Here is a 23,231-nt window from a genome sequence, read left to right as displayed (position 1 = left end):
CGTGTCGGCGACGGGTCGCGCAGGCGTAAAAATCCCGTGCTTGCCGCGCGAGTCGGCGCTGGGCTAGAGGAACCGCGGCCATGACCATGCCCACTTTCCCCGACGGTATCATCGACAAGGACCGGCATCTTTATGCCGTGCGCGCCTATTACGAGGACACGGACCTGTCGGGCATCGTCTATCACGCGAATTACCTGCGCTGGTTCGAGCGCGCGCGTTCCGACCTGCTGCGCCGGCTGGAGATCGACCAGCGCGCCGCCATCGAGGCTGGCGAGGGCGCCTATGCGGTGTCGGAGATCAATCTCAAGTACCTGCGCCCCGCGAAGCTCGACGACGATGTGCTGATCGAAACGCGGTGCACCGAACTGAAGGCCGCGTCCTGCCGGATGCACCAGAAGGCGTTTCGCGGAGACGAACTGCTGGCCGAGGCACATTTGCGCGTCGGCTTCATTTCACTTGATGGGCGGCCCCGCCGGCAGCCCGAGGATTGGCGCGCATCCTTCGCGCGCTTCGCCAGCTCGACAGAGGCATAATGACGACACTTTCCCTCCTCGCCGTAACCGCTCCGACCAGGGTCGATCCCGTCCAGCTGTTCATGGACGCCGACATTGTCGTCCAGCTGGTCATGCTCGGCCTCGTCCTTGCCAGCATCTGGGTGTGGACGATCATCGTCTCCTTCTCGCTGCGCATGGGCAAGCTCAAGACACGTACCCGCAAGTACGAAGAAGATTTCTGGCAGGCGGAGAACTTCGACCGCTTTATGGCCGAACGCGGCACCCGCGATGTGCCGTCCGCCCGGGTGGCACAGGCCGCCGTCGTCGAATGGCGCAAGTCGACCAAGGGCGAGATCCGCGACCGCGAGGGCCTTCGCAGTCGCCTTGCCTCCGCCATGGAAAGCCAAGTCGCCATGGAAGCCGACGACATTGCCGAGCGCCTGAACTTCCTCGCCACCGTCGGCGCTGTCGCTCCCTTCGTCGGCCTGTTCGGCACTGTTTGGGGCATCATGAACAGCTTCTTCCAGATCGGCGCTCAGGAAAGCTCCTCGCTCGCCGTCGTGGCACCCGGCATTTCGGAAGCGCTCTTCGCCACTGCCATCGGCCTGTTCGCGGCCATTCCCGCCGTTATCGCCTACAACCGGTTCAGCCACTCGGTCGAACGGTTCGAGGCCGGCCTTCACCGTTTCGCCGACCGGCTGCACGCGACCTTCAGCCGCCAGCTGGAGCAGCGCTGACATGGCGATGAACCTCGCCTCTGCCAAAGGCACGCGCCGCCGTCGCGGGCGCGGCGGGCGGCGGCCCATGTCCGAAATCAACGTGACGCCCTTCGTCGACGTGATGCTGGTGCTGCTGATCATCTTCATGGTCACCGCTCCGCTGCTTACCGCAGGCGTGCCGATCCAGCTGCCCGACAGCAGGGCCAATGCCCTGCCGCAGGAAGCGCAGCAGGTATCAATCAGCATCGATGCGGAAGGCTATGTCTATATCGACGACCAGCAGGTGCCTGTCGGGGGATTGCCGCAGGCGCTCGAGAACCTGCCGCGCACGGGCGAGGGGCCGGACATTACCCTGCGCGCCGACCGCGCGCTCGATTACGGCCACGTGATGGCGGTGATGGGCGAGCTCAACCGGGCCGGTCTCAATCGCATCTCGCTGGTGACGAATGGCGGCCAGTCGGCCCCGCCGGTCAATTCCGGTTCATCCGACGAGGAATAGCCACAAGCTCATGGAGAGAACCGCAATCAGGGCAGAGGAGCGTACCGGGCTGATCGTCGCGGTCGCGCTGCACCTGCTGGTGCTTGCCGCGCTGGTGATCCAGGCCTTCTTCGAAGGTGACAAGGCACCGCCGCGTACAGAGCGCATGACGGTGAGCTTGGCCGAAGACGTCGGGATGGAAGCGACCGCGCCCGATCCGGTGCCGGAAAGCCGGGCGGCGATCGCGCCCGAACTGTCGGACGTACCGGCACCAGCACCCGAAATCCTGCCTGCACCGACGACGCCGCAAGTCGATCGCCCGACGCCGCGCGTACAGTCGCCTGTTCCGGCTCCTGCACGAGAGACGCGTCAGCAACCCCGCCGCGACCAGCCGCGCCAGCAGGCGCAGCCGCGACCGGCAGAGCGGGGCGGCGGCTCGCGGATCGGCGATAATTTCCTTGCCGGTGCAGGCGACAGCACCACGACCAACGAGACCCGCGTCCCCGCCTCGCAGATTGGCGCGAGCGCGAAGGCTTCGCTGGTCCAGGCGATCTCGCGAGAGATCAAGCCGCATTGGAAACCACCCAGCGGCCCGGAAGTGGAGGAGATCACGACCTTTTTGCGGTTCCGCCTCAATCCCGATGGCAGCCTTGCCGGTCGGCCAGAGGTCGTGCGTCAGACCGGTGTGAACGACACGAACCGCGCACAGGCGGGGCGCCATGGCGAACAGGCCATCCGCGCGGTGCAACTGGCTGCCCCGTTCGACTTGCCAGAACAGTATTATGAAGCCTGGAAGGTGGTTGGACCCTTCGGCTTCGACTGGAGACTTGCCCAATGAAATACCTGATAGCTGCAACCCTCGCCTTCGTGGCAGCGCCGCTCGCCGCGCAGAACCAGGATCTTGGGGAACCGATCCCCGAAGGCCAGGACGTGGAAACGATCGAGGAAGAGGGTGGCCTGACCGGTTCGGTCAGCTTCGAGGGCAATCTCGACGATCTCGGCATCGCCATCCCCGCATTTGCGACCGACCGCAATGTCGCCACCCCTGCCAATGCGCAGGGCACCGCGGCGCTTGGCGTTGAGTTGGCCCGGGTGATCACTTCTGACCTGCGCAACAATGGGCTGTTCAAGCCGACCGGCCCTGATGCGCTGCCCAAGCCTAGTTTTGCCAATATTAATGCGCCGTCCTGGGCGACCTGGTCCAACCGCGGGGCCGAGATGCTGGTCCACGGATACGTCCGTGCGCGCAGCGACGACCGGCTCACCGTGGGCTGCTATCTCTACGACATGGCGCTGCAGAGCCGCCTCGTCGCAGAAGGCTGGGTGGTATCGCCCGCAGATTGGCGGCGTGCCGCACACAAGTGCGCCGACCTCATCTATTCGCGCCTGACCGGCGAAAGTCCGTTCTTCGACAGCCGCATCGCCTACATTGCCGAAACCGGCCCCAAGGATAACCGCGTCAAGCGGCTTGCCATCATGGACAGCGACGGGGCGAACCACCGCTTCATCACGACCGGCCGTTCAACCGCACTGACGCCGCGCTATTCGCCCGACTACAAGCAGCTGGTCTATCTCAGCTACGTCGACGGCAACCCGCGCATCTATGTCTACGACATCGGAACCGGCCGCCAGACGCTGGTGACGCAGAGCGAGAACCCGACCTTCGCGCCCCGCTGGAGCCCGGACGGCCGCTACATCCTCTATTCGATGGCGGTCGGCGGAAATACCGACATCTACCGCGTCTCCGCGCAGGGCGGGCGCAGCGAGCGGCTGACCGATGCGCCCGGCATCGACATCGGCGGCTCCTTCTCGCCAGATGGCCGCCAGATCGTGTTCGAAAGCGACCGGTCGGGAAGCCAGCAGATCTACATCATGAATGCCGACGGATCGAACCAGCGCCGCCTGTCGTTCTTCGGTGGCCGGTCCGCGACGCCCGAATGGAGCCCGCGCGGCGACCAGATCGCGTTCACCCATATTGCCGGCGACTTCAACGTGGCGGTCATGAACCCCAATGGTCGCGGCTTCCGCAAGCTGACCAGCGGCTGGCAGGACGAGGCGCCGACCTGGGCGCCCAATGGCCGCATCATCCAGTTCTTCCGCACCGAGCGGAACACTGGCAAGACCTCGCTGTGGCAGGTTGACCTCACCGGCGAGAACGAGCGCCGCCTGCCGACGCCGGTCGACGCATCGGATCCGGCATGGGGACCGATCCTGCCGTAAGTGCATTGAGAGTTTCGTGGGGACGAAAAACCGATCGGGGGCAAACCGATTGAAAACCGCTGTTTTACAAGGGGACAGCCTATGAATACCCGTTTCGCTACTGTCGCTGTGCTGACCTCCGCGCTGGCCCTGGCCGCGTGCTCGAAGAAGGCTCCGGAAGAGCTTCCGCCGCCGCCGGAAGATGTCGTTACGCCGACCCCGACGCCGACGTCCACCGGACCTGCGGTGGGTTCGATGCAGCACTTCATCGCTGCCGTCGGCCAGTCGAACACGGTCATCTATTTCGAAACCGACCGCTACAATATCGACGCCGAAGACAGCGCCAAGCTGCAGACGCAGGCGCAGTATTTCAGCCAGTACCCGCAGATCAATTTCACGATCGAAGGCCATGCCGACGAACGCGGAACGCGCGAATACAACCTTGCTCTTGGCGAGCGCCGCGCCAATGCGGCGAAGAATTATCTCGTCAGCATCGGCATTCCGGCCAACCGCATCCGCACTGTCAGCTACGGCAAGGAACGACCCGTGGCGCTCGGTTCGAACGAATCCGCATGGGCGCTCAACCGCCGCGCCGCGACGATTACGATCAACTGATGACGAAGGAACGGGTCCCGGCCAGACCGGGGCCCGTTTCGCTCAGAAGCGCGCGTTCAGGTCGAACAGCGGCGCATGACCGGCAAGCTGGCTGCCGGCCGGAATATCGAAAAAGCCCGCGCTCGCCGACAGGGCGAAAAGGCCCATGGTCAGTGCGGCGGCGATGGCAGAAAGCGTAAGCTGCTTGCTCATGACATGGCCCCTAGGCTGGAAACGTGAAGCAATCGTTGCAATGCAACATTTCGAATTGAAACTGGTTCCCATGTCCTTGCCAAGTTCGCCAGTGCTCCTAGATTGACGACCATGCCAGCCCGACAAACGACTTCCGGAAAGAGCCACCGTGCCTAAGGCGCGGCGCTCCAACGACTGGGGATTTCCCCGCTGGCGCGGCTACGATGCCAGCCGCGAGGCTGCGCCTGTTCGCCTTTGCGACCGGCATGGCTGCGAGGAAGTTGGCGATTGCCCCGCCCCCAAAGCGCCCAACAGCCCCGAGCGCTGGATGTTCTGCCAGGCCCATGCCGCAGAGTACAATCGGGGGTGGGATTATTTCGAAGGCCTCGACAAGGCCGAGAAAGAGGCCCGCGCCAAGGCCGAGCGCACCGAGAATGCCGGCTATGCCGAGGCGCAGCATTACGGCTGGGCAGGCAGCGGAGACGGATCGCGAAGTGCCGACGAGATGCGCGCGCTCGAGGTGCTCGACTTAGAAGTCGATGCCGATTTCGCAGCCGTGAAGAAAGCCTTCCGCGCCCGGGCCAAGGAAGTGCATCCAGACGTCAAGCCGGGCGACAAGGAGGCAGCGGCACAGTTCCAGAAATATTCGCTCGCCTACGAAATCCTAAAATCTGCCGAGGAACGGCGCGAATGGAAGGGCTGATGCCTGCCTAAGCCACTGTTTTTACGCTTCGCCATAGTAAAGACCGCGTTTACGATTTCTTGCCCTGTGCCTGCTACAAAAGGTCCTGGAACGGACCATGACGATACAGCAGCGCCTTTCTCCCCGACACGCTACCAACGTCGTGCTCGACTGCCTTGTCGGCCGACAACGCGCGCAGGCGATCTTGTGCGACGTGTCGCCGAGCGGATGCCGCGTCGAATTGTTCGACGCCTCGGCGGAACCGGGCGCCATGCTTATCTTCGAAATCGACGATCGCCTCGCCTTCGCGGGACAGGTCGTCTGGGTCCAAGGCGCGGAGGCGGGCGTGCAATTCACTCGCCCGCTCCTGCCGCAAATCCTCGCCGCGCTGGACGTGAAGCCTAGCTAGCCCAGCCTGCCGAGGATGGCTTCGGCCATCCGTTTGCCCAGTTCCGGCCCTTGCTGCGGATAGAGGTAGGGCTCGATCATCTCTGCTTCCATCACCGCAAGGTCACCCGAAGGCAGGCGCGCCATGTCGATGCGACAGTAGAGCGGCCGGTCGAACGGCAGCGAGGCGACCACCGACTGTGCCTTGGCGAGGTCGGCAGTATCGGGCTCGAAATCGCATTCGTAGCCGCCATAAAGCGACTGGATGCGGTATTCCCCCTCCGCCGCGCGTTTCAGCACGCCGTGGCTGAAGGCGCCATCGATGAAGAGGAAGGTGTACTCGCCCTCTTCGACAACGCTCGGCAGGAACGGTTGGGCCATGCAGGGGCGACCCATTCGCCAGCCCTGTGCGGGCAGCTGGGCGCGCGAGAAGCTGTGCTGCCCGAGGCCCCCTGCGCCCACTTGCCGCTTCACCACGATGCGGTCGCAGCCGAAGCCGTCCATCGCTCCCAGCACGCCGGCAGTGTCGAGATCGTCGAGCCAGAGCGTGGGCACGGTGGTCACCCCGCGCTGTTCCAGCTCGCGAAGGTAGCGCTTGTCCGCATTCCACCGCACGACCTCCGGCGGATTGCAGACATCTACGCCCATTCCGGCCAGGGCTTCCAGCTTGTCGAGGAATTCGTCCGGATGGTCCTGATAGTCCCAGGCCGTGCCGAGCAGGACCAAGGCCATGCCCTCGAATTCGCCCAGCGGTGCACGCCAGTCGATCTCAACCAGCTCAAGCCCTGCCGCGGCGAATGCCGGGCGCAGGGCCGCGGTTTCGAGATCATGCTCGAAAGCGTCCCCGCGCCGCTCGTCCGCCACGCCTTCGGGTGGCGGAAGCGTGTCGGCACAGGCGAGGAAGCCGATCCTTGTCGTCACCTCAGACCTGTTCCAGCGCCTGTTCGAAGTCTGCGATGAGGTCGTCAGCGTCCTCGATCCCGATCGAGATGCGAATGAGGTTGTCACCGATGCCCAGCGCCGCCTTGCGCTCGTCCGGCACTGACAGGTGCGTCATCGAAGCCGGGTGGCTGGCGAGCGTTTCGGTCCCGCCGAGGCTGACCGCCAGCTTGGCGATCTTGAGGCTGTCGAGGAAGCGGAAGCATTCCGCCTCGCCGCCCTTGAGCAGCAGCGAAAAGGTCGAACCTGCGCCGAGGCAATGGCGGTCGTAGATGTCCTGCTGGCGCGCATCCTTGATCATGCCGAGATAGCCGAGGCCTTCGACCTTGGGGTGCTTGGCAAGGAAGGCGCAGACCTTCTCCGCATTCTCGCCCGCGCGCTGCATGCGCAGTTCGACGGTTTCGAGGCTGCGGCAAAGCATCCATGCGGTGTTCGGGTCGCAGATGCCGCCCATCGTGTTGCGCAGCATGCGCACCGGATCCATCCACTTCTTGGCCCCGGCGATGCTGCCCGCGACGAGGTCGGAATGGCCGCCCACGTACTTGGTCAGCGAATAGACCACGATGTCCGCACCATGTTCGAGCGGGCGCTGCCACAGCGGGCCGAGGAAGGTGTTGTCGATCGCGATCGGGCATTCCAGCCCCGCTGCGTCGACCGCGGCGCGCACGGCCTGGACGTCGACCAGCGCATTGGTCGGATTGCCCGGGCTTTCAAGGTAGACCATGCAGACCTTGCCTCCCTGTTCGGCGGCCTTGGCCTTGCCCTGTTCAAGCACGGCATCGATCTCTTCGCGCGTCGCGCCTGCCGGGAAGTCGATGTAGCTGACACCGAACTTGCTCAGCCACTTGGCGACGAAGCCTTCGGTCGCGGCATAGAGCGGGCCCGAATGGACGATCACGTCGCCCTGGCTCGCATAGGTCAGCAGCAGGACGCAGATCGCGGACATGCCGCTGGAGAAGGACAGGGCGTCTTCCGCGCCGTCCCAGATGGACAGGCGGTCTTCGAGGATTTCCTGGTTCGGCGCGTTGAAGCGCGAATAGACGAGGCCGTCCGCGCCGCCCGGACGCTTGCCGGTGATGCCTTCGAAATGGCGCTTGCCGTCGGCCGCGCTGGGGAAGGCGAAAGTGCTGGTGAGGAACAGCGGCTGCTTGAGGCTGCCTTCGGACAGCACGGGGTCGTAACCGTGGCCCATCATCAGCGTGCTGGGTTTCAGGGGGCGGCCGTTGATCTTGGTGACGTCGCTCATGGTCGCGAGCATCCTTCCTGTATCTTCGCCCCCAGGAAGGCGGGGGCCGATGAGGCTGCCGGGGCACCCGTTCCTAACCTCCGCAGGAACGCCTCTCCGCCGACAGCCGCTGTGGGCCATGTCTTATGTTGGAGCGATGTTGGTTTCAACTGCGACCGGTCCCACAGGATGGAACGCTTGGAACACAGTCCACAGGAGAAAATCCCGGACCCGAGACGACGCACATGGGGCAGGGGTGGAGCAGAGGGTTTTCGGTGCCATCGGGGGAGCGATAGCAAGCCGCCCGATGGTAGGAAAACGCCCCGTCAGAGCAGTGCGTTCATGCCCCACACCACGGCCACGATCATCACGATGCCGAAGAGGTCGAGCAGCAGGCCTGCCTTGACCATCCGTTCGATGCGGATGCGACCGGTCGACCAGGCGATGGCATTGGGACCGGTTCCGGCCGGCAGCATGAAACCCCAGCTTGCCGCCAGCGCGGCGGGCATGGCGAGCAGGACCGGATCGGCCCCCAGCGCCACGACGAGGCTGGCGACGACCGGGATGATGCCGCTGGCCGTGGCAACGTTACTGGCGAATTCGGTGATCAGCACGACCATCGCGACCACGGCAATCGCGACGAGCACCAGCGGCCAGGCTTCCAGCGGCAACAGCGCCTGCCCCAGCCAGTCGGCAAGGCCGCTTGCCGCCATGCCGGCCGCCAGCGCCAGCCCGCCGCCGAACATCATGATGACACCCCAGGGTGCGCGATTCGCCTCGTCCCAGGTCAGCAGCGGCCTGCCCGTGCCATCGGGCAGGAGGAACAGCGTCAGGCTCATCAGGATGGCGATGGTGCCGTCGGTCAGCGATCCGTCCGGCAAATAGGGCGCGATCCACATCTGCCCCATCCACAGAAGGAAGGTCACAGCGACGACCGGAACCAGCCGCTTCTCCGCGCTCGACCAGGCGGAATGTGTGTCGATCGCCGCGCGTGCGGCGCGCGCATCGAAAGGATGCGCAGCGACCTTCTGCACCCGCGCGACCAGGAAGGCGGCGAGCGGCACGCCGATCACGACCACCGGCAACCCATAGAAAGCCCACTGCGCGAAAGTGATCCGCGTACCGGTCAGCGTGTCGAGCAGGCCAACCGCAATCGCGTTAGTTGGCGAGCCGACCAGCGTGCCGAGCCCGCCGATGCTGGCCGCAAAGGCGATGCCCATGGGCAGCGCACCCGACAGGCCCTCAGTATCCTGGTCGGCAATGCCTCCGCCCGCCAGCACGGCGACGGCCATGGGCATCATGATCAGCGCGGTGGAGGTGTTGGAGATCAGCATCGACAGGATTGCCGCCGTCGCCATGAAGGCCAGCAGTACGCCGGCCTGACCGCCGCGCCCGCCGACCATGCGCAGCAGCGCGAGCGCCAGGCGCTTGTGCAATCCCGTGCGCTCGATGGCGAGGGCGATGAAGGCGCCGCCCAGCAGCAGGAACAGGATCGGCGAATAATAGGCCGACGCCGTGGTCTTTGCGTCCATCACCCCGGCAAAGGGCAGGACGAGGAAGGGCATCAGCGCGGTCGCCGTCAGCGGCAGCGCCTCGGTCATCCACCATGCGGCCATGAGGACGACGAGGCCGGCAACGATCCCGGCCCCGCGTTCCATCCCCGCGGGCAAGGGCGCGAAAATGCCTGCCAGCAGGGCAAGGATGCCGATTACCAGTCCGATGCGTTGTGCGCTCACTGCGTCTCTCCCGCTGCCCTGCTAACGGGCAGGGGTGGGAGGGAGCAAGGCTTCACGTGGCGCCTATGCCGCTTTCATCGCGGCAGCAGGGCTTATTCCTCGGGCTGGGCGGGTTCGCCGGTCTCTTCCGCAGGTTCGATCGTCTCGCCGGGATTGGGCAGCAGGATCACGCGGCCGAGGCGGCCCTGTTCCTGCAGCACGCGGTATTTCTGCGCGCGTTCGCCGAGCAAGCGCAGGATCGAGGGCGTGAACTTGGCAGAGGCGTATTCGCCGTTCGACTGGAGTTCGTAGAAGAGCGGTTCCTTTTCGCCCCCGGCAAGGTCGGCGACCGTGTCGACATAGGTGTTGACCTTGATCGACTTGCCTTCGGCGAGCAGCGCCGAGACGTCTTCCTCGGCGAGCGTGGCGAGGTGCGCCTTGAGGTCATCGTCCATGCGCGGGAAGAAGAACGGGGCCGCTTCCTCGAAGATTTCGGAGACCAGCAGCTTGCCGCCGATGCTTTCCACGCCGCGCAGCGAATTGACGAATTCGTTGCCGTTTTCGGCCAGCAGCGCATCGACATTGGCCGCGGTATAGGCTTCGCGCGGGATGGTGGGGCCGCCCAGCTCGCCGCGGAAGAAGCCGTAGATCACCTTGGGGTCGTCCCAGTGGGGGAAGACGATCTTGGTGCGGATGTCTTTCGGGCTCATCGCGACGCCTGCGATGGTGATGAACTTCGTCTCGTCGAGCGGCTTGTCGCTGCCGTCGAGCCGGATGAGCGAGGGCGATGTGACGGGATAGTTGAGCGCGATCTTCTCGATAACGGCGACATTGTGGAGGTTGATCCAGAAGGCCAGCTGCTGGTTCTTCGGCAGGCTGGCGATGTCGATTTCGCCGGCGATGCGCTGCAGATCCTCGCGGTATTCGGTCAGCGGGGCGATCGCCTCCTCGCTCAGCATCGAGAAGGGAATGCGGTTGCCTTCGAGGCGGATGCGCGAATCGTGCCCGTAGACGAAGCGCGTGCCGGTCAGCGGCAGGACGGTGTTCGCACCGAGGCGCGTGGACGGCCCCATGCGCAGGACCATGTAGCGCAGCGCGTCCTGCCAGACCGAGAAATCGAGCTGGAGGTTCTTCGACGGGCGCGGCGCGAAGCGGGCGAATTCGGCGTCCGCCGATGCGGCCTGCGCAGCCGCCAGCGGCGCGGCATCCTGCGCGAGGGCAGGTGTTGCGGGCAGCGCGAGAAGCGATGCGATGGCTGCCGAAGCGAGAAGTCGTTTGCCCATGTTGCGATACCTGCCTGGTGAAGTCGTTACGGGGCCTTGTGTCGCAGCCCCAAGAAAATCGCCGACCTTATACTTGAGAACTCGTGGCAGGGGCAGAGCAGCCTGCCGATTATGGCAAGCACTTGGTCGATAGATGGGGCGGCTATTCGCCCTTCGTCGATGGAGCGGGACGTGCCAAGCCCATGAAAAAGCGGGGCTGGTGCCATGGCACCGCCCCGCTCTTGTCCGGTCGATCCGTTGCCGGCAGACGCTTACTTGGGTGCGAGCACCATCAGCATCTGGCGCCCTTCGAGGCGCGGGAAGCTTTCCACCTTGGCGATTTCCTCGACGTCGTCGCGCACGCGGTTAAGCAGGTCCATGCCGAGCTGCTGGTGCGCCATTTCGCGACCGCGGAAGCGCAGGGTGACCTTCACCTTGTCGCCATGCTCGATGAACTTGTTCACGTTGCGCATCTTCACGTCGTAATCGTGATCGTCGATGTTGGGACGCATCTTGATCTCTTTGATCTCCTGCGTCTTTTGGGTCTTGCGTGCGAGGTTCGCCTTCTTCTGCGCCTCGTAGCGATACTTGCCGACATCCAGGAACTTGCACACCGGCGGGTCCGCATTGGGGGACACTTCGACGAGGTTGAGACCCAGTTCGTTGGCCTGCTCTACCGCTTCGCGGGTGTACATCACCCCCAGGTTTTCTCCTTCGTGATCGATCACGCGGACCTTGGGGACGTTGATCATGTTATCGTAGCGCGGGCCGCTTTTCACGGGCATTTGCATGCTGCGCCGGGGTGGACGGGCTATGGGGCAATCTCCTGATTCTGCCGTTTGGTGTGCGCGCTATGTAGGGAGAAACGCGCCTTTTCGCTAGGGCGAAACTCAGGCGGTGCGATGCCACAGGTTGAAACGCGCCAGCTTGCCCGCCGCAGGCACCACAGCATCGATCCGATCGGCGGGCTGGAGCGCCTTGAGGATGGCCGGATCCGCCGCGTTCATGCCGCCGGTATAGGCCCCGAAAGCAGGCAGGATCATGCGCCCGCTGGGCCGCCCGTCCGCGCCCTCGTTCGCGCTGACGACGGCGCAGGGCCGCCGGATCATGCGCTGGCGGACCTTGAGCTGGAGGCGCGGGTGATAGTGGCCCGAAAGTTCGGGCCTTGTCTCGCCCTTCTGCGCACGGTGGCGCAGGATGACACCGCCGATTTCGAGTTCTTCTGCCAGCGTGCCGCCGCAGCGCGCGTCCATGTCGGGGTCGTGATTGCCCGTGATCCACACCCAGTCGACCGCCTTGGTCAGCGCCTCCAGCATGCCGTAGGCGTGGGGTTCGAGCCGTGCCGACCCGTCCGAATCGTGGAAATTGTCGCCCAGCGTGATGACTCGTCGCGCCCCTGTCTCACGGATGGCGAGCGCGACGCGTTCCAGCGTCTCGCGGCTGTCGTATGGCGGGACCATCTGTCCGTGCTTGGCGAAAAAGCTGCCTTTTTCGAGGTGCAGGTCGGCGACCAGCAGCGCCTGCTCGCGCGGCCAGTACAGTGCGCGGCCCTCTGTCAGGAGCCATTCCTCGCCTGCGAACGAAAGGGGAACCATGCGGCGCTATTGCCGTAGGGAAATCGGGATGGCAAGGCCCCTTGCATGACCGACTGGACACAACAGACCCAAGCAGCGCGCACCTGGTTCGAAACCCTGCGCGACCGCATCTGCGCCGAATTCGAGGCAATCGAGCGCGAAGCGGGCTCGGATGCCGCTTTCGCCTACACGCCGTGGCAGCGCGAGGAAGCGGGCAATGACGATCCGGGTGGCGGCGTCCAGGGCCTGATGAAGGGCAAGGTGTTCGAGAAGGTCGGGGTCAACGTGTCGACCGTGCGCGGTAATTTCGCGCCTGAATTCGCCGCCTCGATCAACGGGGCGAGCGCGGAAAGTCCCGGCTTCACCGCCACCGGCATCAGCCTGGTCGCGCATATGGCGAACCCGCACGTGCCCGCCGTGCACATGAACACGCGCTTCCTCACCACGCAGGCCGCCTGGTTCGGCGGCGGGGCGGACCTCAACCCGCCGCTGCCCTATGACGAGGACACGAACGACTTCCACGCCCGTTTCCGCGCGGCCTGTTCGGCCCACAATCCGACCTATTACGAGCGGTTCAAGAAGTGGGCGGACGATTATTTCTTCATCCCCCACCGCGGCGTGCACCGCGGCGTCGGCGGGATCTTCTACGACCATCTGGAATGTACGGACGAAGCCGCATTCGAGCGCAATTTCGCCTTCACCCGCGACGTGGGCGAGGCCTTTCTCGACGTCTTCCCCAAGCTGGTGCGCCGCCGCATGGAAAGCGAATTCACGCCCGAGGATAAGCTGACCCAGCTCGAATGGCGCGGGCGCTATGCCGAATTCAACCTCGTCTACGACCGCGGCACGCTGTTCGGCCTCAAGACCGGCGGCAATATCGACGCGATCCTCATGAGCCTGCCGCCCGAGGCCGTGTGGAGCTGAGCGCGGCCGATCGGGCGGTCTTCGCCGGCAGGTCCGACCGGATCGACCGGGCGCGCCTCGATGACCTCCACTGCCTTGGCACCTACGAGCGCAAGCTGCCGGTGAACCTGCAGCGGATGATGGAAAACGCCTACGACTGGGAACACCTGCCCTTCGTCCATCCGACCTCGTTTGGCGATATCGCGCTGGTCGAACAGGGCAGCTGGGGCTGGCGGTGCAAGGCATCGCTTCCGGGCTTTGCGGGCAGCCAGTTCATCGAATTGCTCGTCGACGCGGCGAAGCATTACTGGGCCACCTGCGTGGTCGAGGGGTTCGGGCAGGGCGTGGAAATCCATACCCAGGCGACTGCCGTACCCGAAGGAGGGATCACGGTACGCGTGGGATTCTACCTCCCGCAGCCGCCGGAAAGCGAAGCACAGGCCCGGTTCCTGCTCGCCGCGCTCCAGCAGCAATATGCCACGCTCTATGACGAGGATGAACAGCTGATGAGCGGGCGCCAGGCGGCTATCGCGCTCAAGTCATCGGGTGGCCATGCGCGGCCGGAGGCGGGTACCGCGCTGGGCGCCTCGTCCGGTTTCGACAAGACCTGCGCCAATATCGTCTCCGCAGGCGGGGGCGAGATGGTCCTGCGTTTCCACGAGGGCCGCTGGCTGGCGCATCGCGCGACCTGCCCCCACCTGCTGGGGCCGCTGTCGGGTCACGAGGTCGCCGATGGCCGGGTGACATGCCCCTGGCACGGCTATCGCTTCTCGCTGGAAGACGGCCACGAGGAAGGCGGGCGCTGCCCGGCGCTGGAGATCTTCGGCGTCGCGGAAGATGACCGCGGCCGACTGGTCCTGCAGGGGCCGATCTAGGCTACTTCTTCTCCGGACCCCAGACCCGCACCCAGTCGACCAGCATGGCGACCTCGCCGGTCTTCACCTTCTCGACCGTTTCCGCCGGCACGCCGTTGTACGGTTCCTTGATGCCGTTGGTCTTGAACGGATAGGCGCCGCCCATTGCGAAATTCAGGATGAGGTACTTCGGATTGTCGAAGCGCCACTTGCCGTAGTTTTCGACCATCGGGCGCGTGACGCGGTAAATCACGCGGTCGTCGATGAGGAACTCGATCCTGTCTTCGCTCCACTCGACGGCATAGTTGTGCCAGTCGGTCACATCGATGCCTTCGGGGAAGAAGTACTTGTTCACCAGCGGGGTCTCGCCCGAATAGCCGGGGCCGTGCAGGGCGACGCCGATCCAGTCCTTCTCGCCGACATATTCCATGATGTCGATTTCGCCGGTGTCGGGCCACTTGCCGTTGCCCAGCAGCCAGAAGGCCGGCCAGACGCCTTCGGCATCGGGCATGCGGATGCGCGCCTCGGCGCGGCCATAGGTGAAGTCGAACTTGCCCTTGCTCTCGATCCGGCCCGACACAAAGGGCGCGTTGCGGTCCTTCTTGGGGTCGATGCCCGGGCTGAAAACGGGCCGCAGCATCAGGACGCCGTCGTCCGCGCCCGGGATGTCCTGCAGGAAATTGATCACGCCGGGATCGTCGACATAGGCCTGCTGTTCGTTGTTGACCCAGAAATCAGGGCCGATCGTGATCCACTTTTCCCGATCGAGCGAACCTGCATCGAACTCGTCGGCGAAAAGCAGCTCCCGCCCGTTCATGTCATGCGCCGAAGCGGCGGCAGGGATGGCGACAAGGGCGGCGGCAAGCGACAGCAGGATCGATTTCATCGGGGACCTCTCGGTTCTTGATAACGTTCTCATTGCCGATCCAGGCCGGTTTGGCGAGTCCTGCGGGTACGATTTCATGGCCGCTCTGGCCAGAGCCTCCCGAATTTGCGAGACGGCGGGCAATTTCACAGATCAACCGTTTCCGGAGTCGCCCATGCGCCGTTTTGTCGCCCCGCTTTCCCTGCTGCTTGCCAGTGCTGCCTGCACGTCGATCCCGGCCGAGACGGGCGGCTATCCGGAGCCGCTGGTCGCGCCGATCCTGACCTCTCCCGAAGCGCTCGACAGCTCGACCTATGCCCGGCCGCAGGAAGCACGGGTCACCCATGTCGAGCTCGACCTCGACCTCGACTTTGCCGCGCAGCGGGTCGGCGGCGTGGCCGAACTCAGGCTGCTGGTCGCTCCGGGCGAAGAGCGGCTGGTGCTCGACAGCTACGGGCTGGAAATCGAGAAGATCACCGACAGCCGCGGCGCCGAGCTTCCCTATTCGGTGGGCGAGCTGGTCGAGGCCGGCGGGAAGGGCGCGCCGCTGACGATTTCGCTGAACGGCGCGCGCACCATCCGCATCGCCTACAAGGCGCCTGCCGATGCCAGCGCGCTGCAATGGCTGAGCCCCGAACAGACCGCGGGCAAGGTCCACCCCTTCCTGTTCAGCCAGGGACAGGCGATCCGCAATCGCACCTGGATCCCGACGCAGGACAGCCCCGGCATCCGCCAGACCTGGGCCGCGCGCATCACCGCGCCAAAGCCGCTCGACGTGGTGATGAGCGGCGTGCGCCAGGGCGAGCCCGAAGACCTCGGCGATGGCCGCCGCGCCTTCCGTTTCGTGATGGACAAGCCGGTGCCGCCCTACCTTATCGCGCTCGCTGCCGGTGACATCGATTTCGCCCCGATCGGGCCGCGCACCGGCGTCTGGGCCGAACCCTCGGTCCTGCCCCGCGCCCGGGCCGAGGTGGCCGATACCGAGGAGATGGTGGTCGCTGCAGAACGGCTCTACGGCGCCTATCGCTGGGGCCGCTACGACATGATCGTGCTGCCGCCCGCCTTCCCCTTCGGCGGGATGGAAAACCCGGTGATGACCTTCCTCACCCCCACTTTCATCGCGGGCGACCGGTCGAATAACGGTCTCGTCGCGCACGAGCTGGCACATAGCTGGTCGGGCAATCTGGTGACCAATGCGACCTGGGGCGACAGCTGGCTCAACGAAGGCGTGACGACCTATTTCGAGAACCGCATCGTCGAGGAAGTCTACGGCAAGAAGCGCGCCGAACAGGAAGCGGCGCTGATGTATGCCAATATACAGGAAGTGCTGGCCGAAGTGGGTGCGGACGAACCGGGCACAGCGCTCAGCACCGATGGCGAGTATGAGCTCGGCAGCGCGATTGCCTATGACAAGGGCGCCTTCTTCCTGCGCACGGTGGAGCGGATCGTGGGCCGCGAGCGGTTCGATGCCTGGCTGCGCCAGTGGTTCGACGGCCACGCTTTCCAGCCCGCCACCAGCGAGATGTTCCTCGCCGACATGATGGAAAACCTCGTCGCCTCGCCGGCCGAGGCCGAGGCGCTGATGCTGCGCGACTGGATCTTCGCGCCGGGCCTGCCCGCCAATGTCGCGAAGCCCGATCCGGCAGCCTTCGCCGAAGTCGATGCCGCCGTTGCTTCCTACACAGCATCGGGTGCCATCCCGGCGACCTATGCCGGCTGGACCGCGGCGGAACAGATGCGCTTCGTCGACAACATTCCCAAGGATCGCACCGCCGCGCAGCTCGCCGCACTCGACACGGCGCTGGGCCTGTCGAAGACGGGGAACAACGAGATCCTGTTCCTTTGGCTCGAACTGGCGCTGATGAACCGCTACGAACCGGCCGTCCCTCAGGTCGAGGCGTTCCTTGCCGAAGTCGGCCGCGCCAAGTTCGTCCGCCCGCTGTTCGCGGTGTTGTGGAACGAGGGCGACTGGGGCCAGCCGATCGCCAAACGCATCTATGCGAGAACTCGCGGCAGCTACCATGCTGCGACGCGCGCAGGCGTGGACCGCGTGCTCGGCTGGACGGAGTAAAAATCTTCGAAAGGCCGCAAGACTTCGGGCTGAATCCGCATTTCCCGTTGCATTGCAGCACGATTTGCCCACATCGTGGCTAAGAAATGCTGCGCCAGTACGAACTCGTAGAGAGGGTCAAGGAGTACGACCCGGACGCCGACGAGGCGATGCTGAACCGTGCCTATGTCTACACGGTGCAGAAGCACGGCACCCAGACGCGCGCCAGCGGCGACCCCTATTTCTCGCACCCGGTCGAGGTCGCGGGCCTGATGACCGACCTCAAGCTCGACCAGGAGACTATCGCCACCGCGCTGCTCCACGACACGGTCGAGGATACGCTGGCCACGATCGAGGATATCGAGCTCAATTTCGGGACCGATGTCGCACGGCTGGTCGACGGCGTGACCAAGCTGTCGAAGATCGAGCAGATGCCCGAGAACGAGCGCGCGGCCGAGAACCTGCGCAAGTTCCTCCTCGCCATGAGCGAGGACATCCGCGTTCTGCTGGTGAAGCTGGGCGACCGGCTGCACAACATGCGCACGCTGGGCTTCATCAAGAACCCGGAAAAGCGCCAGCGCATCGCGCGCGAGACGATGGATATCTACGCTCCGCTGGCAGAGCGGGTGGGCATGTACGAATACATGCGCGAGATGCAGATGCTCGCCTTCGAGCAATTGGAGCCCGAAGCCTTCGAGACGATCACCCAGCGCCTCGACCAGATCCGCCAGCAGGACGGCGGGCAGGTCGATGCCATTGCGCTCGACATGAAGCACGCGCTGGCCGAAGCCGGTCTTACGGTCGAGGTGTCGGGCCGCGAGAAGCACCCGTATTCGATCTGGCGCAAGATGGCCGAACGCCACGTGTCCTTCGAACAGGTGACGGACATCATGGCCTTCCGCATCATCACCGAAAGCGTCGACGACTGCTACCGCGCGATGGGGTTGCTGCACACGACCTGGCAGTTCCTGCCCGGGCGTTTCAAGGACTACATCTCGACGCCCAAGACGAACGGCTACCGCAGCCTCCACACCTCGCTGATCTACGGCAAGTCGATGCGCGTCGAGGTGCAGATCCGCACGCGCGAGATGCACCGCACCAACGAGTTCGGGCTGGCAGCGCACTGGGCCTACAAGCAGGGCGACCGCCCCGACGGGCAGGTCGGCTGGCTGCGCGACCTGATCGAGATCGTGGATGCCAGCCACGATCCGGAAGAACTGCTCGAACACACGCGCATGGCGATCTACCAGGATCGCATCTTCGCCTTCACCCCCAAGGGCGCGCTGTTCCAGCTGCCCAAGGGCTCTACCGCGGTCGACTTCGCCTTTGCGGTGCATACCGATCTCGGGGCGCAGACGGTCGGGGCCAAGATCAACGGGCGCCACATGCCCCTGCGCACGCAATTGCATAATGGCGACGTGGTCGAGATCCTGAAGGGCAAGAATGCCGAGCCGCAGATGAGCTGGCTGGGCTTCGTCGTCACCGGCAAGGCGCGGGCCGCCATCCGCCGCGCCGTCCGCCTCAAGGAGCGCGCGGAAGTCGCCGAAATCGGTACCAAGCTGTTCGACGAAATAGCCAGCCGTGTGCCTGCCAAGATCGGCAAGAAGGCGGTCCGCGATGCGTTGAAGCGACTGGAGATGGAGGAAGAGGACGACCTCTATTACGCCATCGGCGCGGCCAATATCGCCGACCGCGAGGTGATGGAGGCGCTGGTGCCCGGCTGCACCGAAGGCATGGCGGAAGACGATGCCGAATGGCTGCGCAGCGGCAAGTCGCTGTCGATCCGCGGGCTGACGCCGGGTGTCGGCTACCAGCTGGCCGAATGCTGCCACCCGGTGCCGGGCGACCGCATCGTGGGCGTTCGCAAACCGAGTTCGGGAGTGGAAGTCCACGCGATCGATTGCCACGAACTGGCGAGCGGGATCGATACCGACTGGCTCGATCTGTCATGGGGCAAGAGCTCGCGCGGCGCGGTCGGGCGGCTCAGGGTGACACTTTACGACCGGCCCGGTACGCTGGCCGAGATGGCCGGTATCTTCGCCAAGAACGTCGTGAACGTGAAAAGCCTGGAACAGGTCCAGCTCGACCACCCCTTCACCACTTACGAGGTCGATCTCGAAGTGCAGGACCTTGCCCACCTCACCCGCATCCTCAGCGCGCTGCGCGCCAGCGATGCCGTAGCGCAGGCGGAGCGCGCATGAGCCTGCTCGTCGGTATCGACCATGTGCAGCTGGCCATGCCCCACGGGGGCGAACCGCATGCGCGCAAGTTCTGGGCCGACCTGATGGGGCTGGAAGAGGTCGCCAAGCCTGCACACCTTGCGGTCAATGGCGGCTGCTGGTTCGAAGGCGAGGGCATCACCATCCACTGCGGCGTGGAGGATGCCTTCCTCCCCGCCCGCCGCGCGCATCCTGCCTTGCTGGTCGAGAACCTCGGCGCGATGGTCGCCAAGCTGGAAGCGGCAGGCATCCCGTTCAAGCCGGGCAAGAAGCTCGACGGCTACCGCCGCGGCGACATTGCCGACCCCTTCGGCAACCGCATCGAACTGATGGAAAAGCTCTAGAGCAGCTGGAGTTCGACCGCGAGGGGGTCGCCCTCGGCAAGGTCCTCAGCCTTCACCACTTTTTTCGACACGAGCAGCACCCATTCCGATTTCCGGTCTTGCGGAAACACCGAAGTCTTCCAACGGGTTCCGCCGATGCCTGCCATGACCTTCACCGAACCGAAGCCGCGGCGGCTGCCGAATTCGAGCCGCGAAAGGCGCTCGTGCATGGCGATGGCCTCGGCCTCTTCGCCGGTAATCGTGACGAGGTGATAGGTGCCCCGTTCCCCGCGCCATTGGCGCAAGCGGAGGGTGCAGGTGATAGTATCGCTCACTCGCCCGCGCGGCGGATAGGCACTGGGATGTTGCAGATGTCCGCACCGCCCGCCGGGACGATGAAGAAGGGATCGCGGCGATTGGCGCGCGCCTCGGCATAGCGGACGAAGGTCTCGCCTTCGGTCGAGAGGTATTCGAATGCCGGTCTCTCGCCTGCTGGAAGGTCGCTCGCCACGCGGACCGAAAGGATCGGGGTGCGCTTGGCTTCTTCCCCGGTCGCATAGAAGCCGAGCGCGCCGGTGCCGCGCGGCAGTGAGGAGAGGTGCTCCATCCCCTCCACGATCCGGCCCACGAGCGCAATATTGCGGTCGAGGTGACGCGGCGCATGGCCGATCACGGTGTAGAGTTCGGCCCCCGAACCTGTATCCGGCGAGTAGTTCCGCCCAACCCCGACCATGCCGTAGCAATGGACAGGCCAGACACTGTCAGGGCGCGAGTAGTCATAGGCGCTGTCTATTGACCTGCGCTTCTCGGAGGGCACTGCGGAGTTGGTGCCGGCCACCGGCCATCCTGCCGAAAAGCCGTTGTAGCCGGCGTAATTGCCGAACAAATAGGCCATCGTAAGGTGCGGGTTGGAGCGGTTCTCATGCACCCGCTTGCCGCTGTTTCCGTAGAAGCGATAATGCCGCGCCGGTGCGGCGTAATCGCTTTCGTCCATCACCTTCAGCCCATCGGGCAGCGGTTTGGCAGCACCTTCGCTTTCGGGATTGTCGTAATTGGGATCGCCCCACTGGACGACGTAATTGTCCTGCACCCGGTTCACCGCGATATTGTCGTACCATTTCGCGCGGGCGAGAGTGCGAATGTTCTCGACCCAGCCCTGGCTGAAGGGCGCGGGCATGAGCTGGATGACGACCTTGCGCGCAGAGCCGTCGGCGGCAGGGGCGAGGGTCATGACCAGCAGGTCTTCGGCGGGAATGGCGATCCACTCCTTTGCATCAGCCTGCGCGACAATTTCGTTCGGAGACGGGGCGCCTTGCGGTTCTTCCTGCGCGGCGAGAGGGGCGGCAAGGGCGAGCATCGCGGCGAGCGAAATCAGGTGCTTGGTCATGCGCGCCAGCGTGCCACCTGTCGGCCCAAACAAAAAGCCCCTTTCCGCGCGTTTTGCCGGGCGGAAAGGGGCTCTGTAGTGGAGGTCGCAGGGAATGCTATTCCGCGCACCGCCACGACTTGGGGGGTGGTATTTCCGAAACGGGGAAGGATTTGCCCGGTTCCCTCAACTCGTCGCAAAAATCCTAGCGGTTCTGGCGCCCGTCGATCAGGCTTTCGACTACGGAAGGATCGGCCAGCGTCGAGGTGTCGCCGAGCGCGCCGAACTCGTTCTCCGCGATCTTCCTCAGGATGCGCCGCATGATCTTGCCGCTGCGCGTCTTGGGCAGGGCCGGGGTGAAATGCAGGTGGTCGGGCGTGGCGATCGGGCCGATTTCCTTGCGCACCCACTGGCGCAGTTCGGCGGCGAGGTCCTCCGACGGCTGCTCGCCCTCCATCAGCGTAACATAGCAATAGATGCCCTGGCCCTTGATGTCGTGCGGATAGCCCACGACCGCCGCCTCGCTGACCTTGGGGTGGAGCACCAGCGCGCTTTCCACTTCGGCGGTCCCCATGCGGTGGCCCGATACGTTGATCACATCGTCCACCCGCCCGGTGATCCAGTAGTAATCGTCGGCATCGCGGCGGCATCCGTCACCGGTGAAATACTTGCCCTTGTAGGTGCTGAAATAGGTCTGCACGAAGCGGTCGTGGTCGCCGTAGACCGTGCGCGCCTGACCCGGCCAGCTGCGCGTGATGCATAGATTGCCGCTGGTCGCGCCCTCCAGCACGCCGCCCTCGTTATCGACCAGTTGCGGGCAGATGCCGAAGAAGGGCTTGCCCGCGCTGCCCGGTTTCATGTCGTGCGCGCCGGGCAGGGTGGTGATCATCACGCCGCCCGTCTCGGTCTGCCACCAGGTGTCGATGACGGGCACCGCACCCTTGCCGACCGTGTCGGAATACCAGCGCCAGGCTTCCGGATTGATCGGCTCGCCCACGCTGCCGAGCAGGCGCAGGCTGGACAGGTCATGCTTCGTCACGTGCCCGTCGCCTTCGCGCATCAGCGCGCGGATGGCGGTGGGGGCGGTGTAGAAGATGTTGACCTTGTGCTTCTCGCATACGGCCCAGAAGCGGTCGTGGCCGGGCCAGTTGGGCACGCCTTCGAACATCAGTGCCGTGGCCCCGTTCAGCAGCGGGCCGTAGACGATGTAGCTGTGGCCCGTGACCCAGCCGATGTCGGCGGTGCACCAGTAGATTTCGCCCGGGCGGTAATCGAAGACATAGCGGAAGGTCGTCTCGGTCCAGACGGCATAGCCGCCGGTGGTGTGGAGCACACCCTTGGGCTTGCCGGTCGAGCCCGAGGTGTAGAGAATGAACAGCGGGTCTTCCGCTTTCATGGGCTCGCAGGGGCAATCCCCGGACACGTCTTGCGAGAATTCGTGATACCAGTGGTCGCGGCCCTCGTGCATGGCGACATCGCCGCCGGTGTGCCTGAGGACCAGCACGCCCTTGGCCGGCACCTTTTCCAGCGCGGCGTCGACATTGGCCTTGAGCGGAATGCGCTTGCCGCCGCGCAGGCCTTCGTCAGCGGTGACGATCCAGTCGCTGCGGCAATCCTCGACGCGGCCCGCAATGGCCTCGGGCGAGAAGCCGCCGAAGATGACCGAGTGGATCGCCCCGATGCGCGCGCAGGCGAGCATGGCGAAGGCGCCTTCGGGCACCATGGGCATGTAGATGGTCACCCGGTCGCCCTTGGCGACGCCGAGCTTCTTGAGCGCATTGGCCATGCGCACGACTTCGGCCTGGAGTTGGCCGTAAGTGATGCGGCGCACCTCGCCTGCCGGATCGTCGGGTTCGAAGATCAGCGCGACGGTGTCGGCGCGTCCTGCCTCGACATGGCGGTCGACGGCATTGTGGCAGATGTTTAGCACGCCGTCTTCGAACCACTTGATCGCGACCGGATCGAAGCTCCAGTCGGCGATGGTTCTCGGCGCTTGAACCCAGTCGAGCCGCTCAGCCTGCTCGGCCCAGAAACCGTCCGGATCGGACAGGCTGCGGGCGTAGTGTTCTTCATATTGCGCGGCAGTGCAGATGGTGCCTTGCGCGGCATTGGCCGGCATGCGGACCCATTCGGCGGCGGTATCGGTATCGCTCATCGGCATCTCTCCTGGCAGTGTCCCTAACACTGCCGG

The 23,231-nt window shown here is 64.9% G+C and carries 24 protein-coding genes; 13 read left to right on the top strand and 11 right to left on the bottom strand.

Annotation, left to right across the window (positions count from 1 at the left end; all coding sequences use genetic code 11):
• Positions 1–80 precede the first annotated feature (80 nt).
• The 6 genes from LCL94_RS04875 (at position 81) to pal (ending at position 4,505) form a co-directional block, all read left to right on the top strand.
• Complete coding sequence (locus tag LCL94_RS04875) at positions 81–533, top strand: YbgC/FadM family acyl-CoA thioesterase (RefSeq protein WP_224831229.1); 453 nt, start codon at positions 81–83, stop codon at positions 531–533.
• On the top strand, positions 533–1,231 hold the full coding sequence (tolQ, locus tag LCL94_RS04870; protein WP_224831228.1) for a protein TolQ: 699 nt from the start codon (positions 533–535) through the stop codon (positions 1,229–1,231). The genes LCL94_RS04875 and tolQ overlap by 1 nt, the downstream gene beginning before the upstream one ends.
• A 1-nt stretch (position 1,232) precedes the next feature.
• Positions 1,233–1,712 (top strand): ExbD/TolR family protein, encoded by a 480-nt coding sequence (locus LCL94_RS04865; protein ID WP_224831227.1) that lies wholly within the window; start codon positions 1,233–1,235, stop codon positions 1,710–1,712.
• Between the two features lie 10 nt (positions 1,713–1,722).
• The gene (locus tag LCL94_RS04860) at positions 1,723–2,529 is read left to right on the top strand and encodes an energy transducer TonB (RefSeq protein ID WP_224831226.1); all 807 of its coding nucleotides are present in this window, start codon (positions 1,723–1,725) and stop codon (positions 2,527–2,529) included.
• The gene (tolB, locus tag LCL94_RS04855; protein ID WP_224831225.1) at positions 2,526–3,911 is read left to right on the top strand and encodes a Tol-Pal system beta propeller repeat protein TolB; all 1,386 of its coding nucleotides are present in this window, start codon (positions 2,526–2,528) and stop codon (positions 3,909–3,911) included. Before LCL94_RS04860 ends, tolB begins: the two co-directional genes overlap by 4 nt.
• An 81-nt stretch (positions 3,912–3,992) precedes the next feature.
• On the top strand, positions 3,993–4,505 hold the full coding sequence (gene pal, locus LCL94_RS04850) for a peptidoglycan-associated lipoprotein Pal (RefSeq protein WP_224831224.1): 513 nt from the start codon (positions 3,993–3,995) through the stop codon (positions 4,503–4,505).
• A 42-nt stretch (positions 4,506–4,547) separates the two neighbouring features.
• Here the strand turns inward: pal and LCL94_RS04845 are convergent, their stop codons facing one another.
• Positions 4,548–4,697, bottom strand: a complete 150-nt coding sequence (locus LCL94_RS04845) for a hypothetical protein (RefSeq protein ID WP_222555124.1) — start codon at positions 4,695–4,697, stop codon at positions 4,548–4,550.
• Positions 4,698–4,845: 148 nt separating this feature from the next.
• On the opposite strand from LCL94_RS04845, the gene LCL94_RS04840 reads away from it, so the two are divergent.
• Positions 4,846–5,379: a J domain-containing protein gene (locus LCL94_RS04840; RefSeq protein WP_224831223.1), complete on the top strand. Its 534-nt coding sequence runs from the start codon at positions 4,846–4,848 to the stop codon at positions 5,377–5,379.
• 97 nt (positions 5,380–5,476) lie between these two features.
• Positions 5,477–5,767 (top strand): PilZ domain-containing protein, encoded by a 291-nt coding sequence (locus LCL94_RS04835; protein WP_224831222.1) that lies wholly within the window; start codon positions 5,477–5,479, stop codon positions 5,765–5,767.
• Here LCL94_RS04835 and LCL94_RS04830 read toward each other — a convergent pair.
• From LCL94_RS04830 to pdeM, 6 genes are all read right to left on the bottom strand, one after another.
• The gene (locus tag LCL94_RS04830) at positions 5,764–6,666 is read right to left on the bottom strand and encodes an ATP-grasp domain-containing protein (RefSeq protein ID WP_224831221.1); all 903 of its coding nucleotides are present in this window, start codon (positions 6,664–6,666) and stop codon (positions 5,764–5,766) included. The two genes, LCL94_RS04835 and LCL94_RS04830, sit on opposite strands and share 4 nt — an antisense overlap.
• Before the next feature lies 1 nt (position 6,667).
• Positions 6,668–7,930, bottom strand: coding sequence for a cystathionine gamma-synthase family protein (locus tag LCL94_RS04825; RefSeq protein ID WP_263611757.1), 1,263 nt, complete (start codon positions 7,928–7,930; stop codon positions 6,668–6,670).
• Positions 7,931–8,235: 305 nt separating this feature from the next.
• Positions 8,236–9,645, bottom strand: a complete 1,410-nt coding sequence (locus LCL94_RS04820; protein ID WP_224831219.1) for an SLC13 family permease — start codon at positions 9,643–9,645, stop codon at positions 8,236–8,238.
• Positions 9,646–9,737: 92 nt separating this feature from the next.
• Positions 9,738–10,907: a DUF547 domain-containing protein gene (locus LCL94_RS04815; protein ID WP_224831218.1), complete on the bottom strand. Its 1,170-nt coding sequence runs from the start codon at positions 10,905–10,907 to the stop codon at positions 9,738–9,740.
• 251 nt (positions 10,908–11,158) lie between these two features.
• Positions 11,159–11,677 (bottom strand): translation initiation factor IF-3, encoded by a 519-nt coding sequence (gene infC, locus LCL94_RS04810; RefSeq protein WP_160608246.1) that lies wholly within the window; start codon positions 11,675–11,677, stop codon positions 11,159–11,161.
• A 99-nt stretch (positions 11,678–11,776) separates the two neighbouring features.
• Positions 11,777–12,481, bottom strand: coding sequence for a ligase-associated DNA damage response endonuclease PdeM (gene pdeM / locus LCL94_RS04805; protein WP_224831217.1), 705 nt, complete (start codon positions 12,479–12,481; stop codon positions 11,777–11,779).
• Between the two features lie 45 nt (positions 12,482–12,526).
• On the opposite strand from pdeM, the gene hemF reads away from it, so the two are divergent.
• A complete protein-coding gene (gene hemF / locus LCL94_RS04800; RefSeq protein ID WP_224831216.1) occupies positions 12,527–13,384 on the top strand; it encodes an oxygen-dependent coproporphyrinogen oxidase in 858 nt (285 codons plus the stop codon).
• Positions 13,375–14,238 carry a Rieske (2Fe-2S) protein gene (locus LCL94_RS04795; RefSeq protein ID WP_224831215.1) on the top strand — a complete coding sequence of 288 codons (864 nt, stop codon included), beginning with the start codon at positions 13,375–13,377 and terminating at the stop codon, positions 14,236–14,238. Before hemF ends, LCL94_RS04795 begins: the two co-directional genes overlap by 10 nt.
• 1 nt (position 14,239) lies before the next feature.
• Here the strand turns inward: LCL94_RS04795 and LCL94_RS04790 are convergent, their stop codons facing one another.
• Positions 14,240–15,103: a family 16 glycosylhydrolase gene (locus LCL94_RS04790; RefSeq protein ID WP_224831214.1), complete on the bottom strand. Its 864-nt coding sequence runs from the start codon at positions 15,101–15,103 to the stop codon at positions 14,240–14,242.
• A gap of 154 nt (positions 15,104–15,257) precedes the next feature.
• Here LCL94_RS04790 and LCL94_RS04785 point away from each other — a divergent pair, with 154 nt between their 5' ends.
• From LCL94_RS04785 to LCL94_RS04775, 3 genes are all read left to right on the top strand, one after another.
• The gene (locus tag LCL94_RS04785) at positions 15,258–17,153 is read left to right on the top strand and encodes a M1 family metallopeptidase (protein ID WP_224831213.1); all 1,896 of its coding nucleotides are present in this window, start codon (positions 15,258–15,260) and stop codon (positions 17,151–17,153) included.
• Positions 17,154–17,239: 86 nt separating this feature from the next.
• The gene (locus tag LCL94_RS04780) at positions 17,240–19,333 is read left to right on the top strand and encodes a RelA/SpoT family protein (protein ID WP_224831212.1); all 2,094 of its coding nucleotides are present in this window, start codon (positions 17,240–17,242) and stop codon (positions 19,331–19,333) included.
• Complete coding sequence (locus tag LCL94_RS04775) at positions 19,330–19,695, top strand: VOC family protein (RefSeq protein WP_224831211.1); 366 nt, start codon at positions 19,330–19,332, stop codon at positions 19,693–19,695. Before LCL94_RS04780 ends, LCL94_RS04775 begins: the two co-directional genes overlap by 4 nt.
• Here the strand turns inward: LCL94_RS04775 and LCL94_RS04770 are convergent.
• From LCL94_RS04770 to acs, 3 genes are all read right to left on the bottom strand, one after another.
• A complete protein-coding gene (locus tag LCL94_RS04770; protein WP_224831210.1) occupies positions 19,692–20,009 on the bottom strand; it encodes a DUF1905 domain-containing protein in 318 nt (105 codons plus the stop codon). The two genes, LCL94_RS04775 and LCL94_RS04770, sit on opposite strands and share 4 nt — an antisense overlap.
• Positions 20,006–21,061, bottom strand: coding sequence for a peptidylprolyl isomerase (locus LCL94_RS04765; RefSeq protein WP_224831209.1), 1,056 nt, complete (start codon positions 21,059–21,061; stop codon positions 20,006–20,008). Before LCL94_RS04765 ends, LCL94_RS04770 begins: the two co-directional genes overlap by 4 nt.
• Before the next feature lie 184 nt (positions 21,062–21,245).
• Positions 21,246–23,195 (bottom strand): acetate--CoA ligase, encoded by a 1,950-nt coding sequence (acs, locus tag LCL94_RS04760; protein WP_224831208.1) that lies wholly within the window; start codon positions 23,193–23,195, stop codon positions 21,246–21,248.
• Positions 23,196–23,231: the final 36 nt, after the last annotated feature.

Source organism: Qipengyuania gaetbuli (assembly GCF_020171365.1).
Lineage (GTDB): Bacteria > Pseudomonadota > Alphaproteobacteria > Sphingomonadales > Sphingomonadaceae > Qipengyuania > Qipengyuania gaetbuli_B.
The sequence above is the reverse complement of the archived record's forward strand: the minus strand, read 5'-3'. Positions and strand labels throughout refer to the sequence as shown.

Coding starts and splice junctions, on each gene's coding strand:
- LCL94_RS04815 (WP_224831218.1), bottom strand. CDS start 10,907: ATGGGCAAACGACTTCTCGCTTCGGCAGCCATCGCATCGCTTCTCGCG.
- LCL94_RS04790 (WP_224831214.1), bottom strand. CDS start 15,103: ATGAAATCGATCCTGCTGTCGCTTGCCGCCGCCCTTGTCGCCATCCCT.
- LCL94_RS04845 (WP_222555124.1), bottom strand. CDS start 4,697: ATGAGCAAGCAGCTTACGCTTTCTGCCATCGCCGCCGCACTGACCATG.
- acs (WP_224831208.1), bottom strand. CDS start 23,195: ATGAGCGATACCGATACCGCCGCCGAATGGGTCCGCATGCCGGCCAAT.
- hemF (WP_224831216.1), top strand. CDS start 12,527: ATGACCGACTGGACACAACAGACCCAAGCAGCGCGCACCTGGTTCGAA.
- LCL94_RS04865 (WP_224831227.1), top strand. CDS start 1,233: ATGGCGATGAACCTCGCCTCTGCCAAAGGCACGCGCCGCCGTCGCGGG.
- LCL94_RS04835 (WP_224831222.1), top strand. CDS start 5,477: ATGACGATACAGCAGCGCCTTTCTCCCCGACACGCTACCAACGTCGTG.
- LCL94_RS04875 (WP_224831229.1), top strand. CDS start 81: ATGACCATGCCCACTTTCCCCGACGGTATCATCGACAAGGACCGGCAT.
- LCL94_RS04860 (WP_224831226.1), top strand. CDS start 1,723: ATGGAGAGAACCGCAATCAGGGCAGAGGAGCGTACCGGGCTGATCGTC.
- tolB (WP_224831225.1), top strand. CDS start 2,526: ATGAAATACCTGATAGCTGCAACCCTCGCCTTCGTGGCAGCGCCGCTC.
- LCL94_RS04780 (WP_224831212.1), top strand. CDS start 17,240: ATGCTGCGCCAGTACGAACTCGTAGAGAGGGTCAAGGAGTACGACCCG.
- infC (WP_160608246.1), bottom strand. CDS start 11,677: ATGCAAATGCCCGTGAAAAGCGGCCCGCGCTACGATAACATGATCAAC.
- pal (WP_224831224.1), top strand. CDS start 3,993: ATGAATACCCGTTTCGCTACTGTCGCTGTGCTGACCTCCGCGCTGGCC.
- tolQ (WP_224831228.1), top strand. CDS start 533: ATGACGACACTTTCCCTCCTCGCCGTAACCGCTCCGACCAGGGTCGAT.
- LCL94_RS04785 (WP_224831213.1), top strand. CDS start 15,258: ATGCGCCGTTTTGTCGCCCCGCTTTCCCTGCTGCTTGCCAGTGCTGCC.
- LCL94_RS04775 (WP_224831211.1), top strand. CDS start 19,330: ATGAGCCTGCTCGTCGGTATCGACCATGTGCAGCTGGCCATGCCCCAC.
- LCL94_RS04765 (WP_224831209.1), bottom strand. CDS start 21,061: ATGACCAAGCACCTGATTTCGCTCGCCGCGATGCTCGCCCTTGCCGCC.
- LCL94_RS04825 (WP_263611757.1), bottom strand. CDS start 7,930: ATGAGCGACGTCACCAAGATCAACGGCCGCCCCCTGAAACCCAGCACG.
- pdeM (WP_224831217.1), bottom strand. CDS start 12,481: ATGGTTCCCCTTTCGTTCGCAGGCGAGGAATGGCTCCTGACAGAGGGC.